This window comes from Deinococcus alpinitundrae (assembly GCF_009982895.1).
Classification (GTDB): Bacteria; Deinococcota; Deinococci; order Deinococcales; family Deinococcaceae; genus Deinococcus; species Deinococcus alpinitundrae.
The window spans coordinates 68,220-87,375 of sequence record NZ_WXZL01000014.1 but is presented as its reverse complement, the minus strand read 5'-3'; the positions used below and the strand labels follow the sequence as shown (position 1 = coordinate 87,375).

At 64.0% G+C, this 19,156-nt stretch carries 12 protein-coding genes; 5 read left to right on the top strand and 7 right to left on the bottom strand.

All coding sequences use genetic code 11. The annotated features are described in order from the left end of the window. Window positions 1–55: 55 nt before the first annotated feature. Entirely contained in the window at window positions 56–925 is an 870-nt protein-coding gene (locus tag GUI70_RS13850) for a PhzF family phenazine biosynthesis protein (RefSeq protein ID WP_161882903.1), read from the top strand. Here the strand turns inward: GUI70_RS13850 and GUI70_RS13845 are convergent. After that, a complete protein-coding gene (locus tag GUI70_RS13845; protein ID WP_161882902.1) occupies window positions 858–1,760 on the bottom strand; it encodes an alpha/beta hydrolase in 903 nt (300 codons plus the stop codon). The genes GUI70_RS13850 and GUI70_RS13845 overlap by 68 nt on opposite strands. An 85-nt stretch (window positions 1,761–1,845) precedes the next feature. Continuing rightward, window positions 1,846–3,126, bottom strand: coding sequence for a collagen-like domain-containing protein (locus GUI70_RS13840; protein ID WP_161882901.1), 1,281 nt, complete (start codon window positions 3,124–3,126; stop codon window positions 1,846–1,848). 317 nt (window positions 3,127–3,443) lie between these two features. Between GUI70_RS13840 and GUI70_RS13835 the strand changes: the two genes are divergently transcribed. From GUI70_RS13835 to GUI70_RS13825, 3 genes are all read left to right on the top strand, one after another. Continuing rightward, window positions 3,444–3,884, top strand: a complete 441-nt coding sequence (locus tag GUI70_RS13835; RefSeq protein ID WP_161882900.1) for an OsmC family protein — start codon at window positions 3,444–3,446, stop codon at window positions 3,882–3,884. 211 nt (window positions 3,885–4,095) lie between these two features. Beyond that, window positions 4,096–5,760, top strand: a complete 1,665-nt coding sequence (gene treS, locus GUI70_RS13830) for a maltose alpha-D-glucosyltransferase (protein ID WP_161882937.1) — start codon at window positions 4,096–4,098, stop codon at window positions 5,758–5,760. Between the two features lie 121 nt (window positions 5,761–5,881). After that, a complete protein-coding gene (locus GUI70_RS13825) occupies window positions 5,882–7,084 on the top strand; it encodes a multidrug effflux MFS transporter (RefSeq protein ID WP_161882899.1) in 1,203 nt (400 codons plus the stop codon). A 10-nt stretch (window positions 7,085–7,094) separates the two neighbouring features. Here the strand turns inward: GUI70_RS13825 and GUI70_RS13820 are convergent, their stop codons facing one another. Continuing rightward, the gene (locus GUI70_RS13820; protein WP_161882898.1) at window positions 7,095–7,598 is read right to left on the bottom strand and encodes an NUDIX hydrolase; all 504 of its coding nucleotides are present in this window, start codon (window positions 7,596–7,598) and stop codon (window positions 7,095–7,097) included. A 140-nt stretch (window positions 7,599–7,738) separates the two neighbouring features. Next, window positions 7,739–8,419, bottom strand: a complete 681-nt coding sequence (locus tag GUI70_RS13815) for a Bax inhibitor-1/YccA family protein (protein WP_161882897.1) — start codon at window positions 8,417–8,419, stop codon at window positions 7,739–7,741. 428 nt (window positions 8,420–8,847) lie between these two features. Between GUI70_RS13815 and GUI70_RS13810 the strand changes: the two genes are divergently transcribed. Beyond that, window positions 8,848–11,562, top strand: coding sequence for a beta strand repeat-containing protein (locus tag GUI70_RS13810; RefSeq protein ID WP_161882936.1), 2,715 nt, complete (start codon window positions 8,848–8,850; stop codon window positions 11,560–11,562). Window positions 11,563–12,002: 440 nt separating this feature from the next. Here GUI70_RS13810 and treY read toward each other — a convergent pair whose 3' ends face one another. The 3 genes from treY to glgX form a co-directional block, all read right to left on the bottom strand. Beyond that, a complete protein-coding gene (treY, locus tag GUI70_RS13805) occupies window positions 12,003–14,912 on the bottom strand; it encodes a malto-oligosyltrehalose synthase (protein ID WP_161882896.1) in 2,910 nt (969 codons plus the stop codon). Next, on the bottom strand, window positions 14,909–16,756 hold the full coding sequence (gene treZ, locus GUI70_RS13800; RefSeq protein WP_438503491.1) for a malto-oligosyltrehalose trehalohydrolase: 1,848 nt from the start codon (window positions 16,754–16,756) through the stop codon (window positions 14,909–14,911). The genes treY and treZ overlap by 4 nt, the downstream gene beginning before the upstream one ends. Window positions 16,757–16,966: 210 nt before the next feature. Continuing rightward, window positions 16,967–19,102, bottom strand: a complete 2,136-nt coding sequence (glgX, locus tag GUI70_RS13795) for a glycogen debranching protein GlgX (RefSeq protein ID WP_161882895.1) — start codon at window positions 19,100–19,102, stop codon at window positions 16,967–16,969. Window positions 19,103–19,156: the final 54 nt, after the last annotated feature.

Here is a 19,156-nt window from a genome sequence, read left to right as displayed (position 1 = left end):
GCAGGGGCGGGAACACGGAAGGACAGGGCACCCGCCTGGGCGCTAGGCTGCGGGCATGCCCACCTCCACCCAGCTTCCCCTCACCCAGCCGGTCGCCGTCGTGGACGCCTTCACGTCGCGCGCCTTCCGGGGCAATCCGGCGGGCGTCTGCCTGCTGGCCGCGCCCGCGCCTGCCGAGTGGATGCAGCTCGTCGCCCGCGAACTCAACCACGCCGAGAGCGCCTTCGTCTGGCCGCTGGACACCGGGTTCTTGCTCAGGTGGTTCACGCCCACCACCGAGGTGGATCTGTGCGGGCACGGAACGCTGGCCGCCGCGCACGCGTTGTGGGAAAGCGGCGCGCTGCCGCCGCACGAGACAGTGCACTTCCAGACCCCCAGCGGTGCCCTCAGCGCCCGTCAGGTTGATCTCGGTTGGATCGAACTGGACTTTCCCACCGAGGTGGCCGAGGAAACAACGCCGCCGCTCGACATGGCCGAACTGCTCGGCGTACCGCCGCTGTGGGTGGGTAAAAACCGCCTGGATTACCTGGTGGAACTCGCCTCGGCGGCGCAGGTGCGCGCGCTTCGCCCCGATCTGAGCCGCTTCGGGCCGCTGGGCCTGCGCGGCGTCATCGTCACGGCGGCGGGCGACGGCGATCACGACATGGTGTCGCGCGGGTTTTTCCCGAACATCGGCATTCCTGAGGACCCGGTCACGGGGTCGGCCCACTGCGCCCTCACGCCGTACTGGGCGGCCAAACTGGGTCGCCGCGAGCTCAGCGCGTATCAGGCGTCGGCGCGCGGCGGCGAATTGCGGCTCAGACTGGAAGGCCAGCGGGTTAAGCTGCTGGGTCAGGCGGTGACGACACTGCGCGGCTTCATCGCAGGGCCGGAGACGCTGCGGAGTTCAGTTGCTGCTCCAGCCAGCCCAGCAGCCGGGCCGTGACCTCGGCCTGCACGGTGTCGTTGAACAGTTCGTGGTAGCCGCCCTCGATTTCCAGATAGTCGATCTCGGGCCGGGGAGTGACGGCGCTTCCGGCCGTCTCGGCAAAGCGCCGCGAGCCGCGCACGTCGGCCAATTTGTCCTCGCTGCCGTGAACCACCAGCGTGGGCAAACGCCACTGGGGGTACTGGGCAGTGAGCTGGCGACTGACCCGCAGCATGCTGGCTGCCGTCAGCGCCGGTACCTTGCCCCGGTAGACCTGCGGGTCGCTGTCGTAGGCGCTGACTTCCTCGGTGATACGTGACAGGCCGCCGGACTCCAGCGCGGTGACGGGCAAGCTGGGCCACAGCCGCCCCAGCACCCCGCTGAGCGCCTTGAGCACGGCGCTCTCGCCCTCGCCAACCAGCAGCAGCGGACTCGATAAGACGACGCCGGTGAGGCCACGCGGGTCGCGCAGCACCGAGGCCACCGTCACCAGTCCGCCCATGCTGTGACCGAAGGCGAACAGTGGCACCTCGAGACTCCGCAGCGCTTCTCTGGCCCGCAGATGATCGAGGATCAGCATATCCACGTCCACCACCGCTTTCTGGCCCGGCGACTGGCCGTGTCCGCGCTGGTCGTAGCTGTAGACGCTCAGACCTGCACTGGTGAGCGCCTTGATAACGCGCCGGTAGCGGCCCAGGTGTTCGGCGTAGCCGTGGGTCAGCAGCACTGCGCCCCGCTCATGGGAAGCCGTGAAGTGCTGGCCGTACAGGGCAGGGCCGCCGACATCGAAGGTCCAGGGCCGGGCGCCCTCAAGTGGAGCGCTGCTGGACTGGACGCGGGTGGGTTGTGACATGCCCGCAGTCTAGAGCCAAAGAGGAGAGCGGAACCAAAACAGGAGCCTGACCACACCGGGCCAGGCTCCTGCAAAAATTGGGGGTTTAGAAGCGGAACTTCAGGCCAGCGGCCACCGAGCTGATGTTGTCGTTGGTGCCGTCGAAGTAGTAGTGCTGGCGGGCTTCGCCGAACAGCGCGACCCGGTCGAGCACGCGGTAGTCCACCCCGATCAGCAGTTCGCCGAAGGTGGAGCCCGTGCCGGTGGAGTTGGGGGTGGAGGGGCGGTCGAAGTTGTAGCCACCGCCCACGCCCAGAATGCCGTCGAAGCGTCCGGTGGTGCCGCGGTAGGTCAGGATGCCCGAGGCGCTGTTGCCGGGGGTGCTGCCGCTCACGGTGATGTCGCCGGTCAGGCGCACGCCGAAGTTGCCGAACAGGGCATCGTTGCCGACCATGACGCGGGCCATGGTGCCGACCGCGTTTTGCAGAACGCCGTAGTACGACGCCCCGATGTAGTTGCCGTAACGGAAGGGCGCGGCGGGCGGCACGAAGTCGCGTCCTGCCGGACCCTGTGGGCCGACCTCGCCCTGAATGCCCTGGGGACCCGCCGGACCCGCCGGACCTGCCGCGCCGTCGGCACCGTCGGCACCGTCGGCACCGTCGGCACCGTCGGCACCGTCGGCACCGTCGGCACCGTCGGCACCGTCGGCACCCGCCGGGCCGACTTCACCCTGCGCACCTGCCGGACCCGCCGGACCCGCCGGACCCGCCGGACCTGCCGCACCGTCGGCGCCGGCTGCACCCGCCGGGCCGACCTCACCCTGCGCACCGGCTGGGCCTGCCGGGCCCGCTTCGCCGGCTGGGCCTGCCGGACCCGCTTCACCGGCTGGGCCTGCCGGACCGGTTGCTCCGACAGTCGGCGCGGGCAGATTGTTCAGGGCCGCTTGCAGATCGGCGATGGCCTGATCCTGGGCGTCTACCCGGGCAGTCAGGGCCTTGAGGCCGTCGAGGGCGTCTTGCACGCCTTTGCGAATCACGTCGAGTTCGGCGGGGTTGAAGGTGTTGGCCGGCATCTGGGCCAGCAGGCGCGCCAGCACCTGGGCGACTTCCTGACGGGTGATGGCATTGCACCAATCGAAGCTGCCGTCGGGGTAGCCGATGAACAGGCCCTTGGACGTGACCAGATCAATGGCTTCCTTGGCCCAGCCGCCCTCGGTACACGGCGGCATGACCATGGCAGGCTGGGGCATGGCAGGCATGGGCCTGGGCGCGGGCGCGACCGGCTGGGGCTTTGCCGGGGTCACGATGGGGGCCGGGCCAGCGCCGCCAGCAAGGGCACTGCTGCCGATCAGCAGGGTCAGGGTGGTGCTCATCAGGGTGTACTTCATAGTTCCTCCAGGGTGAGAGCGAATCTCATGTTCGAGCAGATCAAAGTTGCCACCGTGCTCACATCTATGGTCAATTGTGTCACACAGCCCTTCCTGGGCGTGACACTTGACTAACCGACTCTTCATCAACGGCAAGCCAGGGATGATGGTTCAGCATAGCAGCTTCTTCTCATCTGGATGCCAGAAAGCCCACAGATCGGGGTCGCCGGGCAGGGTCGGGCCGCAGTTCACGGCTTTGTTGCGGGGGCAGCGCGTTTCTGAAGACCTCCAGAGCTTGCTCTCATTTGGCGTGTCGGCCCAGGGCGTCTCATGCGGGCATGGCGAATATTGAGCGTAAAGCGAATGCCCGTTGGTCGGGCGATCTCAGAACTGGTAAAGGGACCCTCAGCACCGGCAGTGGCGTGCTGCAGGAGCAGGCCTACAGCTTCAAGACCCGATTTGAAGACGCGCCCGGTACCAACCCTGAAGAGTTGCTGGCGGCGGCCCACAGCGGCTGCTTCACCATGCAGCTCTCGGCCATGCTGGCCCAGGACGGTCACCCGGCCCGCCTGCTCGCCACCGACGCCACCTGCGTCATGGAACCGGCGGGGGCGGGCTTCAAGATCACCAAGATGAAGCTGATGGTGCGCGGCGCAGTGGACGGCATCGACCAGGCGGGCTTCGAGGCCGCGGTCAGCAAGGCCGCCGAACTCTGCCCGCTCAGCCAGATCATGCAGGGGAATGTGCAGATTGAGCACGAAGCGGTGCTGGAGAACTAACCCCCGCAGCGTCTCCTGAACGGTTGCTTGCCTCTTCGCCCCGGCCCTGCGCCGGGGTTTTGGCTGCCTCGCTTGCCGCTCTGCTTCCCCGGTCTGTCTTGCCTGGCCGCAGGAGCGTGAGCCTGAGGAAAGTGCTGCGCCTGCGACGCCTCCTTGCCTTTAGAATGCTGGGATGACCGATACAGCACAGACCTCAGCCCAGCCCTCTACCATGCAGGCTTCGGTGCCGCACGCGGGCGAGTGGTACAAGAGCGCCGTCTTCTACGAACTCTCGGTGCGCACCTACGCCGACGGCGACGGCAACGGCAAGGGTGATTTTCCGGGGCTGACCGGCAAGCTCGACTACCTGCGCAGCCTGGGCGTGGACTGTCTGTGGCTCCAGCCGTTCTACCCAAGCCCGTTGCGCGACGACGGCTACGACGTGGCCCACTACACCGACGTTCACCCGGATCTGGGAACCATCGAGGACTTCAAGGTGTTTTTGCGCGAAGCCCACACGCGCGGCCTCAAGGTCGTCACCGATTTCGTGACCAACCACACCTCCGATCAGCACGCTTGGTTTCAGGCCGCCCGCAAGGGACCGACGCTGCCGGACGGCTCGGACAATCCTTACTACCACTACTACGTCTGGAGCGACACCGGCACCGAGTACGCGGACGCGCGGATCATCTTCACCGACACCGAGACGAGCAACTGGACCTACGACGAGCAGGTCGGTAAGTTCTTCTGGCACCGCTTCTTCTCGCACCAGCCGGACCTCAATTTCGACGACCCCGCCGTGACCAACGAGTTGCTCGACGCCGCGCGCTTCTGGCTCGAACTCGGGGTCGACGGCTTTCGGGTAGATGCCGTGCCGTATCTGGTCGAGCGCGAGGGCACCAACTGCGAGAATTTGCCCGAGACACACGAGATTCTCAAGCAGATTCGGCGGCTGGTCGATAACGAGTACCCCGGCAGGGTGCTGCTGGCCGAGGCCAACCAGTGGCCCGAAGACGTGGTCGAGTACTTCGGCACCGATGCGGACCCCGAGTTTCACATGTGCTTCAACTTCCCGGTGATGCCTAGGCTGTTCATGAGCCTCAGGCGCGAGGACACCTCTAGCATCCGCGAGATCATGGGTCGGCTGCCCGCCATTCCCAGCTTCGGGCAATGGGGCACCTTCCTGCGCAACCACGACGAGTTGACCCTGGAAATGGTCTCGGACGACGAGCGCGCCTTCATGTACGCCGCCTACGCGCCCGACACCCGCATGAAGATCAACGTGGGCATCCGCCGCCGCCTGTCCTCACTACTCGACAACGACCGGCGCAAGGTGGAACTGCTGACCACCGTGCTGCTGGCCCTGCCCGGCAGTCCCTTTCTGTATTACGGCGACGAGATCGGCATGGGGGACGACCTCTCGCAGGCTGACCGCAACGGCGTGCGCACCCCGATGCAGTGGAACGCCAGCACCTCCGGCGGCTTCTCGACCGCTGCGCCCGCCGACTGCTTTTTCCCGCCGATTCAGGACCCGGTCTACGGCTTTCAGCGTGTCAACGTCAACAGCCAGGAGCAGGACCCATCCAGCCTGCTCAAGTGGCACTCGCGCCAACTTGAGCTGCGCCGCCGTCACCCCACCTTCGCGTACGGCGACCTCACCTTTATCGACACCAACAACCCGGCGATTCTGGCGTTCACCCGCCGCACCGAAGACGAGACTCTGCTGATCGTCAGCAACTTCGCCGCCAATGCCCAGGCGGTCGAACTCGATCTGAGCGCGCACCTCAACCGCACGCCGGTCACGCTGGCGGGGGCCAGCCCCTTTCCGCGCATCGGGGAAGGGCCGTACACCATGACGCTGGGCAAATACGATTACTACTGGATGCGGCTGAACTGAGCACCAGGGGTCGGCGTGCGGTGAGAAAAAGGCAAAATCACTTTGAAAAGTAAAGCGAGATGTGCTTAACTGACGGGATGATTTTTCCTCTCCATTCGTCTCCTGGTCCAAGTCGCCGCTGATGAGCCTGCCGCTCAGCACTTCCGCTGCCCACCCAGGTGCGCCCCCACTGGGCTTTACCCTGCTGCTGGGCCTGATCATGGCCATCGGGCCGCTCTCGATTGACCTCTACCTGCCTGCCTTTCCACAGATGGCCCGCGAGTTCGGGGTGGCGGGCGGCCAGATTCAGTACACCCTGTCGGTGTATTTGCTGGGCCTGGCGCTGGGTCAGGCGCTCTACGGCCCGCTGGCCGACAAATATGGGCGCAAGTGGCCGCTGCTGGTGGGACTGGCCCTCTACATCGCGGCGGCACTGCTGTGTGCCTTCGCGCCGTCGGTGGGTTTGCTGATTCTGGCACGCGGCTTGCAGGCACTGGGCGGCGCGGCGGGAGCCGTCATCACCAGTTCGGTGGTGCGCGACCGCTACCAGGGCAAGGCGGCGGCCAGCTTGTTTTCCACACTCATCCTGATTATCGGGGTGGCCCCGGCGATTGCGCCCAGCCTCGGCACCTGGCTGCTGACGCTGCTGCCCTGGCGGATGCTGTTCGTGGCGCTGGCAGTCTTCGCGGGCGCAGCGCTCGTCGCGTCGGCTTTGTGGCTGCCCGAAACCCACCCGCCGTCCCAGCGTGCCGGGGTACGCCTGAGAGACACCGCGCGGGTCTACGGCGGGCTGATCGCTCGCCGCGCCTTCATTATGTACTCGCTGGCCTCGGGCTTCACTTTCGGGGCGCTGTTTGCGTATGTCAGCGGCTCGCCCTTTCTGTTTCTGCAAGACCTCAAGACGGCTCCGGCGCTCTACGCCGTACTGTTCGGCGTCAACGCGCTGGGGATGGTCATGGCCTCGCAGATCAACCGCGCGCTGCTGGGCCGCTTCGAACCGGCCCAGATCAGCCGCTGGGCGGGCCGCGCCCTGCTCAGTGTGGGCGTGGTGCTGCTGATAGCAGCATTGCTGCACGGGCTGAGCGTACCGCTGCTGGCCGCCCTGTTTTTTGCGCTGATGTGCTGCGCGGGCATGCTGATGCCCAACAACACAGCGCTGGCGCTGTCGAGCGTCTCGGAGCGGGTGGGCAGCGCAGCAGCGCTCAACGGCACCATTCAGATGGCCCTGGGCGGTCTGGCCGGAACCGTGGTGGGCGCGCTGGGCAGCACGCCGCTGGCCGTAATGGGCGTAATCGCGGTGTCGGCGGCGGGCGTGCTGGTGTGCTATCAGGTGGCGCGGCGCTGAAGCTGGAGCGTCACATCGACAGGAGATTGAGCACTTTGAGGAGGTCGCCCTTTGCGGCCTCTTTTTTGTTGAGTCGGGTGCGCAAGTCGGCGCAGCTCAGCCACTGGCCCCCCGAAAAATCGTCGAGGTTGAGGTGCGGCGTCTGGTCCGTCCTGATCTCGTAGACGCGCATGAAGCTACTCAGATCGGTGACGTGCGGATTGAAGTCGGCCAATTTGTAAAAGCCATAGGCGTCCACATCCAGATTCAATTCCTCGCGTGCCTCACGGCGTAGAGCGTCGTCGTAACGCTCGCCCGCCTGCACGCATCCGCCCACGCTGAAATCCAAGGCACCCGGAAAGCGGGCCTTGTGCGCTGTGCGCTGGGGAATGAACACCTCGCCCGCCCGATTTTTGACAAAAGCGTTGACGCTGCGGATGTTGCGCGTCTCGTCTGACGCTGATCGCCAGATGGTGCCGATAACCTCGCCGCTATCGTCCAGCAGATCCAGTAACTCGTCTAGCGGGCCGCTCAAACCTTCCTGCTCCTCACATCTTCCTCCTCAGATAGCTGCCGAAAAGCCTGATCTCTCATAGCTGAATGCCAACACCCGTCCGCTCCTAGCCAAAAGAGGGCCAGACAGATTGCCTGGCCCGCTGGTGTTGAGTGCTGTCCTTAGCTGCGCCCGCCGCCGCCGAAAATCCTCAGCAGAAACAGGAACATGTTGATGAAGTTCAGGTACAAGGAGAGCGCGCCGTAGATGGCCCCCTTTTCGGCGTTGTCGCCGTCGATGCCGCCGAGGGCCATATTGCGCAGCATCTGGGTGTCGTAGGCGGTCAGACCCGCAAACAGCAGCACGCCCACGATGCTGATGCCCAGGTTGAGCGCCGCGCCGCCGACCCAGATGTTGACGAACATGGCGACGACCAGCCCGATCAGGGCGAACAGGAAGAAGCGTCCCATCCCCGACAGATCACGCTTGATGACGTAGCCGACCACGCTCATGGCCCCGAAGGTCAGGGCGGCGGTGCCGAAGGCCGAGTAGACCGCCTGGGTAGAGTAGACCAGCAGCAGGCCTGAGAAGGTCAGCCCGGTGATGGCGGCGTAGACCATGAACAGCAGTCCCGCCACCGCGCCGCTGATGCGCGGCAGCAAGAAGCTCATGCCCAGGACGACGCCGAGCTGAACGATCAGTAGCGGAAAGCGGATGCTTAGCACCTGGTAGGCCAGGTTCTCGTTGCTGGCGGTGAGGTAAGCGATGGCGGCGGTCAAGACGAGTCCAGCGGCCATCCAGGAGTACGTGCGGTTCATAAACGAACGCACGAGCGATTCGGTGCGGGTCGCAGTTAGTTGCATACACCACAGGATACGCGGGCGGCCTGACAAGGGTTCCCGACTTGTCCTGAAGGGTATTCACTGAGTCTTTAACTCGTAAGCCTTGGGCAAACACTCATTTAACCTATGGTCTCACTTCCAGATTATTCTACTGCCTCACTCAAAATTTCTACCGAAGGATATGGTTTCTCACATCATCATAAACCAGTCAGGCACGGCCTTAACCACCATTTTATGAAGATGGCATTAGTTTTTTTTGAGCATCTTAAAGCCATCATGAGTACAGGCGGCCCGCCAATTGTCTATAATCTCAATGTACACGCAGTCACAGATTTTTCTCATCAGCACCCTGCCCCTTCTTCATCTATTTGAAGGGGAGGGGTACGGCGACCAGGCAAGTGAATATTGCCTGGCTATACAGAGTCAACAGCACATTATCTAGGAGACCCATGAACGGAAAAATCGGCATCCTCGCTTTAACCACTGTTCTGTTACTCGCTGCCTGCGGATCGAACACCACCAATACTCCAGTCGCTCCTACTGTTGGTGCGATTACAGTATCGAATGCCTCTGACTATACCGTAATCATTAAGGACGCGAGCGGCAACACGGTTCCCAGCAGCGATTATAACAAGTTAGCCCCAGGCACTTATACTGTGACCTACAGCCAGGCAGGTTTTGTCAGTCAGTCTCAGACCTTTACCGTCTCGGCAGGCCAGAGCGTGGTACTCGTCGCACCCACCTTGGTCGCCGTACCCGTGGCCTCCTCGTCGGGTGCCTTTTACCTGGATGCTGCAGGCAAGCAGGTTGCCATCACCCAGGATGACCTGAACAACGTCAGCACCCGCTTTGTGTTCTACGCCTGGCTTGAAGACCAGACTGGCGGCATTGACCCCACGAAGGTCGGCACTGCGACCAACCCCGGTGTGCCAGCAGCCAATGAGCTTCAGGAAGTCGCGCCGCTCAATACCCAGAACGTGGCTGCCGGTTACGTAGGTTACAAGACGGCCGACGGCACTGTTCGCCCGATTGTCGGAGCCAACGTGCGCTGGGACATCTTGACGGAGGCCACGACAGGTAGTGTCCGCTTCTCAGCCGCAGACGACGGTGGCGCGCCCTCTGGTGCCATATCTCGTCAGGACATCAACGATAACGCCACGAGTGCTAACACTTACACCAACAGCGCCACAGGCAGCAACGCGCGTTTCCCGTCCAGCGTCGAATACCCGCTGTACAACGTGACCGGCGTCAACACTCCCGATACCAGCGGCTTTACCTGGACAGCCCTCAATCACGATCCGAAAGCAACCACCGCCACCGCCCGCGTCCGCGTGGTGGCGTACGTCAACGGCACCGAGATCACTAAGCGCTTCCTCGATAAGGCTTTCGCGCCGAGTGCCAAACTAAGCATCACCAAGACGGTCAATCCTACCGCTGTCGGACTGAATCAGGCCGGTAACTACACTGTGACGGTCACAAACACGGGTGCGGGCCTGGCCACCGGCATCAAAATCAACGACGTGCTGAAGTCGGGTGACGGCGCTCCTTACAGCATCACCGCTCCGGCTGGAACCACCGCCAACGGGCAGGACGGCTTCGACGCTGCTCCCTTCGATCTGGCCCCTGGTGCCAGCAAAACATTCACCTTCTCAGGTCAGTCAAGCGCTGTCGGTGTGTTCTGTGACGTGGCCACCGTTGTGAGCTATGCCAACGGCGCCTTCGGCACCGTAACGCCCAACAACCTCAATGCTCAGGCCTGCCTGACCGTCACCGCTCCAACCCTGAATATCATCAAGACCCTGGGAACTGTGGACAGTACGGGTGCCTTCACCCCGATCGCCAGTGGTGTGGTCGTTGGACAGAACACTCCCGTCTTTGCCCGGATCACGGTTAACAACGCTGGCAATGCGCCTGCCACCAACGTGGTGGTCACCGACCAGATTGATCCGACCACCGTTGCCGCCAACTACGCCATCAAGAGTGCTCCGGTCTCGTCGCCCGCTGGCATCGCTGCAACGGTCAACCCGGCCAATACCGGCTTCACCACTGGAGCCTTCAACTTGGCAGCCGGAGGCAGCACCAGCTTTACCTTCAGCGCTGCTGGTACCACCGACGGCCAGTACTGTGATACCGGTACCTTTACCGCGACCAGCAACAATGGCACGGCCGTAGCGCCGACCACTTCGCAGCTCGCCTGCTTTAAGGTCGCCAGCCCCAAGCTCATCATCACCAAGGTCAACACCCAAAGTGCCAACCAACCTCCTTTGAATACCTTGACCCCTGGCAGCAGCTACAACAGCCAGATCACGGTCACCAACAGTGGCAGCTCCACGGCTACCGCCGTTGCGGTCAGTGATCTGCTCGGCAAGCTCCAGGGTGGTGCGGGCACCTTCGTGAACTTCGGCAGTGGTAACTACACCGTCAGTGGAACGACGCAGGCCGGTAGTGTCAGCTTCGCTAACAACACGGTCAGCACCACGCCGCCCACTATCGATCTGGCTCCCGGTGCCGTCCTGACTCTCAACGTCACTAGCACGGTGCCCCGTGGTGCGCCAGCAGGTTCGTACTGCGATGTCGGCAGCTACACCAGCACCAACGCTGGAACAGGTTCAGCCCAGGCCTGCGTGAACGTAGTAACATTCCTCTCCGAGCAGACTCAGCTCACCGATACGACTGACCCGATCCGTCAGGGTGATCCGGTTGGTACTGCCATCACCGGTCTCGCCATCGTGGAACCTGCCTCCAACGAGGCTGCCGTCAAGAACGTCTTCGTCATGAATTTCGGCGCGACGAGCCCGATTCAGCAGACCCCCGGTATCTTCACTTTCAGCAATACCCAGGTCTACTACGATCCCACCCCCGCCCGTGACCCGGTCACCGGAGCGGTCAACAGCAACGAAACCAACGGCACTGCCAGGCTGCTGGTACTGGGCACCGATTACACCGTGAGCGCCAACAGTGGCGTAGGTCAGCAGACTATTACCATGAACCCGGCTTTCGCCATCACTCCGAGTGCCGTAGTCTTCCTCAAGGCTCAGGTTGCAGCGCCCGCTGGCACTGCCGCGCGTCAATACCAAGAGACCTTGCGCTGGACGAACGTCGGTCAGGGGGACAACTTGCCCTATGACAACTTCAAGGCTGAGTCGACCACCGTTATCCCCTGAGATTTTTCAGGGAAGGTATTATAAAGCTAGTTTCAATTAAGAGAAATCCCCGTTAATGGGGATTTCTCCGTTTTCCTTCTGATTCAGGCTACCTAATCTATGAGTTTTTGGTGAGCGCGGAAGGTGATAAAGGAGCGGTACAATAAATCTTCCTGATCTCAGATATTGCCCATTCTGGAGGCCCTGCAAGTCGTCAGACGTAGCTCGACCCAAAGATAATGTCCGAGCTTCGGCAGCTTAACGAAAAAGGTAGTGACGCCTAACTGGTGTCGGTCACCGTCTTGAAAAATTCCCACCATCAAGTGTATTTCAGTTGTTGCTAAAGCTTTGTCAAGCTTAACTTCTGTCCCTATCTGTGAAATTTGACACAGGACAGTATTATTACTACGGCCTTATTTTAACGAATCTCACCTATCCACTCCCCTTGCTGAGCAGATATGTTATGCAAAGTGCAACTCCTGATTTTGCCTGGGTTCCCTGATCAGCAGCGCCACCGGAAAAAATTCCAGCACTTTGCTCAGCGCGATCTTGTCGCTTTGAACCCGGAAGCGCTCGCCGGTAATGGCACTGCGGTAATTGCCGCTCGGCAGGCTCAGGCTGCGGCTGCCCCACACCTCACCTAGCGCCCAGGGATGCTGGCCCCGGGTGAGGCTGTAGGTCAGGCGTGGGGCCACCGTGACGGCCCGCTCACCCTGCCACTCGCGTGAGAAGGCCAGGACATGCTTGCCGCCGCTGAGCGCCTGGTACTGGCCTTCAGCAAACAGGGCCGGGTGGTCCCGTCGCGCTTGCAGCGCTGCCCAGGTGGCGAGCAGCTTGACGCCGCCGCTCTGGTAGCGCCGGAGCAGTTCTTCGGCCAGCCCCAGCGGGTCTTTCGCGCGCTTCTCCTCGATGCGCCGCAGCAAGCTGCTCAGGCGAGCGTAATTCACTGGGCGGCGGTTGTCGGGATCGACCAGCGACTGGTTCCAGCTTTCGTTCCCCTGGTAGATGTCGGGCACACCGGGTGCGGTCAGCCGCACTAGCGCCGCCGAGAGGCTGTTTTGCGCGCCGTGGGGGCTGATCTGCTCATGAAACGTCTGCATGCTGCCGGTGAATTCGTCGGACGCCAGCAGCCCGCGAATGAGCTGGTCGAGCGCGCCCTCATACGCCTCGTCGGGAGCGGCCCAGGAGGTGTGCAGCTTGGCCTCGCGGGCCGACTTGAGCATGGCGGCGCTGAGGCGCTCGGGCAGGTCCTCGCGGTTGCCGTCCAGCGGCCAGATGCCCAGCAGGTTCTGAAACAGCATCATCTGGTCGCCGGTGCTGGGAGCCTGGCCTGCGCTCTCGGGGAGGGGCTGCTCGAAAGTGCGGGCCAGGCGGCTCCACTGGCTCAGGTACGCTGCCCAGGTTTGCGGCAGCTCGCTGAGGACCGCGATGCGGGCGCGGGTGCCCTCGCCGCGTTTGGTGTCGTGGGTGCTGGTACTCAGCATGGCGTGCGGCCACTTCTCGCCGCGTTCGCGGGCCTGGGCATGAAAGGTGCGCGGCGGAGTGCCGAAGATGGCCGGGTCGCCGCCGACTTCATTCAGGCACAGCAGCCGTCCGTAGCGGTAAAAAGCGGTGTCCTCGGCTCCCTTGGCCGTCACCGGGCCGGTGAGCTGCTGGAACCGGAAGGCGAACTCGGCGTAGCGCTCGCGGGTGGCCTGATCCGGCGCGTCGAGGGTCAGAACCGCCTTCAGGAAGTCGAACAAGCTGGCGTCGAGGTCGCGGTTGAGCTTCCTAGCGTCCTTGATGGCGTGGGCGATCTTGGCATCGTCGCCGCTTTCGCGCCCACCCAGGCGCACGTAGGTGCGGTAGACCGGAAAGGCGGCGATCACCTCGCGCAGCACCTCGCGCAGACTGCTCAGAGTAAAGTCGCGCCAGCGCAGATCGGCCTCGGCCAGCCGCTCCAGGTGCTCAGCCAGCACGTTTACCTCGGAGGCCAGACTGACCCGCTGAATGAGTTCCTTGGTGTCGTGCAGAATCTGGCCGTAGGTCTTACGGTCGCCGGTAAAGCGCCGGTAGATGCCGCTGATCTCGTCCTCGTTGGCGCTCTCCACGAACACGCCGCCGAGCTGCGCCAGAAAGTCGTAGCCGGTGGTGCCGTGGACCGGCCAGTGCGGCAGCCGCTCGCCGGGTTCCAGAATCTTCTCGGCCAGCACGTACAGCGGTTTGTCGCCCGGCGTGTACGGCACGCCCAGCACCTCGGCGGCCCGCTCCTGGAGCGCCTGGAAGTACCCGGCGGGGTCGTACAGCCCGTCGGTATGGTCGAGCCGCACCCCGGCGATGACGCCCTCCTTGATCAGCTCGAACAGTTTGGTGTGTGCCCAGTCGAACACGCGGGGGTCCTCGATGCGCAGCGCGGCCAGATCGTTGATGTCGAAAAACCTTCGGTAATTGATCTGCTCGGAGGCCACCTTCCAGTAGCTCAGGCGGTAGTTCTGCTCCTGAATCAGGGTGTCCAGACGCGGCAGGTCGGCGTTGAGTTCGGTGAGCGCGGCGTCGAGGGCCGTGTGAACGGCCTTGACTTCCGCCAGGCGCTCGAGCCGCCGCTCGATGACGGTGCTCTCGCTCGCCCGGCTCTCGCGCTCGGCATCGCTGAGATCGGCGCTGCTGCGCGGCAGATTGGTGGCCTGCAAAGCCAGCGAGGCCAAATCTGAGCGGACTTCGTGGCCTGCCGACAAATCGCAGAGCGACCAGGCCCGCTCCAGAATCGGGGCGGTCTGACGCGGCGAGAGCGGAAAGGTGCGCCCGAAGTAATCGAGGCCGAATTCGCCGCCGCGCCGGACCACCTTCAGTTCACCGCGCTCCAGTACCCGCCCGTACTGGTCGCCCAGCACCGGCAACAGCACCTTGCCGCTGAGGGCGCGCTTGAGGGGTTCCCAGGCGATGTCGAAGAAGTGGGCGTAGCGGCTGGCCAGGCCGTGCCGGAGTACGTCTTCCCAGTAGGGGTTGTGGCCACCCGCGATGCCCATGTGATTGGGCACGAAGTCGGCGATGATGGTCATGCTGTGCGCCTGAACCACCTGCCAGAGCTTGCGCAGTCCCTTCTCGCCGCCGAGTTCGTCCGAGACCCGGCTGTGGTCGGTGGCGTCGTAGCCGTGCGTGCTGCCGGGCGTGGCCTGCCAGATGGGAGAGAGGTAGAGGGTGCTGACGCCCAGCCGTGCGAGGTAAGGCACGACCCTGGCCGCGTCCCGGAAATCGAAGCGGGCCGACTTGCCGCCCGGCAATTCGATGGGGCCGTGCAGTTGCAGCCGGTAGGTGGCGCGCGGAATCTGGGCGATCTGCGGCGAAGCTGGAGCCTGCGGTGACGGCTGGACTTCCTGCACCGCCGCTGTCATCCGTTCCCCAGCAAGGCGGCTTCCCCGGCTCCCAGTCGGGTTTCAGCCTGCCCTTCGCTGTGAAAGACCAGCCTCGACGGCAGCCTGAAAGGCAGCCCGAGCTCCGCAGGCGTCACGTCCGTTTTGCCAGTGTTCCACAACAGCAGCTGCTCGCCCAGATCGGTCTGCCAACGCACCCACAGCACCTCGGCGAGGTGGCCCGCCGTCAGCGACCGGCGCGAGCGCTCACGCAGCACCGGATCGGTTTTGCGCAGGTTCAGCAGGTCGCGGTAAAGCTGGTACGTCCGGGCGTGCTCGCCCTGCTGCCGCTCAGCCCAGTCGAGCTTGGCCCGTTCAAAGGTGGCGCGCGCCTGCGGGTCGAGCACCTCACCGGCAAAGCCCTCGAAGTGGCCGAACTCCTTCTTGCGCCCCTCGCTGACCATCGCGCCGAGTTCGCCGTGGTGGTTCGAGAAGAAGGGAAACGGCGTGCTGGCAGCCCACTCCTGACCCTGAAACATCAGCGGCGTCGTCGGCAGCGCGAGCAGCAGGGTGCTGGCTCCCCGGAAGGCGGCGGCTGAGACGCGCTCCACATCGGTCATGCGGTCGCCCTGGGCGCGGTTGCCGATCTGGTCATGGTTCTGGATGAAGTACACGAAGCTCGGTGCTTCGAGGGCGTCGGCGGGTTTGCCGCGCCGATTGCCGGGCAGGGCGTGGTCCTCCATCGGCCAGACCTGGCCCTCGTAGGTCCAGCCCCGGTTGATGACGTTGGCGAGCGCCGCCGCGCCCCCCTTGAAGGCCGCGTAGTACCCGTCCTGGTCGCCGGTCAGCGTGACGCGCACCTCGTGGTGAAAGTCGTCGACCCAGATGCCGTCGAGGTGATAGTCGGTCACCAGCATCGGCAGGTTGCGGTAGTCCTCGGCCAGCATCAGATGGGTGCCGCCGAGTTCGTGGACCTCCGAAGCGAGTTCCTGCAAGATGTGAATCTCGGAGTCGTCGGGCATGCTCTGGGTGGCGTCGAGGCGCAGGCCGTCGAAGTGGTACTCGCGCAGCCACATCCGGGCGTTCTCGGTGATCAGGCGGCGCATGTGGCGCTCGCCGTAATCGAGGCCGTCACCCCAGGCGCTCTGATATTTGTCCGTGAAGTAGTGCGGGCTGTAGCTCTTGAGGTAGTTGCCGTCAGGCCCGAAATGGTTGTAGACCACATCCAGAAAGACGGCCAGCCCAAGTTTGTGCGCTGCGTTCACGAAGGCCTTGAGGTCTTCCGGACGGCCATACGGCGCGTGCGGCGCATACAAGGCCACCCCGTCGTAGCCCCAGCCGTACTCGCCGGCAAACGCGGCAATCGGCATCAGTTCGACGGCGGTGATGCCCAGCGCCTTGAGGTCCGGCAACTTCTCCTGGGCCGCTCGGTAGGTACCCTGCGGCGTGAAGGTGCCGATGTGCAGCTCGTAAAACACGCACTCGCTCAGCGGAAGACCGGTCCAGTTGACGTCCGTCCAGTCATGAACATTGAAGGCAATCACCTCGGCCTCACCGTGAACGCCGTCCGGCAGGAAGCGGGCGTAGGGATCGGGGGTGGGCACGCCGTCAAGCACGAACATGTAGCGGGTGCCAGGACCAAACGGCAGCACGGTCTGGTGAATGCAGTCGTGGTCGGGGTCGCTGCTGCATTCCAGCGGGTAGTCCTGGCCGTCGATGCGGACCGCGACGGCTTTGGCCTCGGTGGCCCAGACCCGGAAACGGGTGCCCGCGCCGCCCGGCAACACCTGCGCGCCCAGCTGCTCGCCGGGTGAGACCGGCATGTGGGTCGGGCGCGGGGTGGGGGAGACGGTGGAGCCGGCCGGGCTGAAATCGGATGGGGACATGTCAGACCTCCTGACAGGGAAAGAGGGAAAGAGGGTGGGGAAATTGAGCGCTGCGCCGGCGTGAACGGCCCTCCACGCGGCTGTTGGTGTCTACGCTACGTCAATGCTCCGACCCGCCCGATGAGAAAGCGCTCAACGACCGGGTGGAATTTTTTCTACTGAACTGTGAAATGGCCGCCCAGCACGTGAAGCGCAGCGGCGCTGGGCCGTTCAGGCGCGCGAGGCCTCGCTGCGCGCGCAGCGGTAGAGCTTGACGCTGCGCGCGTGCAGGGTCGTTTCTCCGCCCGAGGCGACCTGCTCCTGGGCGTCGTCGTCGTAGGTGTCGAGCAGCAGTTCCCACTCGCCGCAGCCGCCGAGGTCGGGCAGCGTGAACGGCAGATCGATGTAGGTGCTGCTCAGCATCAGCAGGAGGTGGTCGTCTTGTACCGGATTGCCCATGGCGTCCACGTCGTTGAGGCCGTCGCCGCCCAGAAAGACGCCCAGGCTTTGGGTTGCGGCACTCTGCCAGTCGCTGTCGGTCATTTCCTGGCCGTCAAAGCGCAGCCAGACGATGTCGCGCACGTCCTGACCGCGAATGGTGCGCCCCGAGAAGAACTTGCGGCGGTGCAGGGCCGGGTGCTCACGCCGCAGCCGCAGCAGCTTTTGCGTGAAGGCCAGCAGTTTCTCGTCCACATTGGCCCAGTCGTACCAGCTGATCTCGTTGTCCTGGCAGTAGGCATTGTTGTTGCCGTTCTGGGTGCGGCCCATCTCGTCGCCGCCCAGAATCATCGGCGTGCCCTGCGACAGCACCAGGGTGGCCAGCATGTTGCGCTGCTGGCGCTGCCTCAGGGCCTCGATTTCGGGATCGTCGGTGGGGCCTTCCGCGCCGCAGTTCCACGACTTGTTGTCGTTGTGGCCGTCGTTGTTGCCTTCCTGGTTGGCGCCATTGTGCTTCTCGTTGTAGCTCACCGTGTCGCGCAGGGTAAAGCCGTCGTGTGCTGTGATGAAGTTGATCGAGGCGTAGGGCTTGCGGCCGTCACTCTGGTAGAGGTCGCTGCTGCCGGTCAGGCGGTAGCCGATATCCGAGGCCAGTCCGCCCGCGCCCTGCCAGAAGGCCCGCATGTCGTCGCGGTAGATGCCGTTCCACTCGGCCCAGTTGACCGGGAAGTTGCCGACCTGGTAGCCGCCCTCGCCCACGTCCCAGGGTTCGGCGATCAGTTTGACCTGACTGATGATCGGGTCCTGGTGAATGATGGTGAAAAAGCTGGAGAGCTGATCGACCTCGTGTAGTCCGCGTGCCAGGGTGGATGCCAGATCGAAGCGGAAGCCGTCGATATGCATCTCGGTGATCCAGTAGCGCAAGGAATCCATGATCAGTTGCAACGTCTGCGGGTGGCGCACGTTCAGGCTGTTGCCGGTGCCGGTGTAGTCGAAATAGTGGCGCTCGTCGCCGGTCACCAGCCGGTAATAGGTGGGGTTGTCGATGCCCTTGAAGCTCATGGTGGGTCCCAGGTGGTTGCCCTCGGCGGTGTGGTTGTAGACCACGTCGAGAATGACCTCGATGCCTTCCCTGTGCAGCGCCTTGACCATGCCCTTGAACTCAGCGATGACGCCCTGGGAATCGCCCTGGCGGGCAGCGGCGGAGTAGCGCACTTCCGGCGCGAAGAAGCTCAGCGTCGAGTAGCCCCAGTAGTTGTCCAGCCCCTTGTCGAGCAAGAAAGGATCGTCAACGTGCAGGTGCACCGGCATCAGCTCGATGGCGGTGATGCCGAGTTCCTTGAGGTACTTCAGGGTGGGCGGGTTGGCGATGCCGGCGTAGGTGCCGCGCAGTTCCTCGGGCACGTCCGGGTGGGTCATGGTCAAGCCGCGCACGTGGGCCTCGTAAATCACCGACTGGTGAAACGGGACCCTCGGCGGCTGATCGCCCTGCCAGTCGAAGCTGGGATCGACCACCAGGCCCAGCGGCGCGCCGCGCTGGTCCCCGGTCTGCATGGTGTTGTCCTCGTCGCCCGGCACGTAGGCGAACACGCCCTGGTCAAACTGCTCGGTGCCTTCCACCGCTTTGGCATATGGGTCAAGCAGCACCACGTTGGGGTTGAAGCGCAGGCCGCGTGCAGGCGAGTACTCGCCCGAAACCCGGTAGCCGTAGCGCTGGCCCGGCTGCACGCCCGGCACGTAGGCGTGCCACACGAAAGCCGTCTGCTCGGTGACGGGATAGCGGGTCTCGTTGCCCTCGGCGTCAAACAGGCACAGCTCGACGGCGGCAGCGTGCTCGCTGTAGAGCGCGAAGTTGGTGCCGTGGCCGTCCCAGGTCGCGCCGAGGGGGTGCGGCGTGCCGGGTCTGGTCTGGGGGGTGGGGGTGGTCATCAAAACTCCTCTTAAAAAGCCGCCTGAATGAGCGAGGCGGCCTGGATGTGGTCA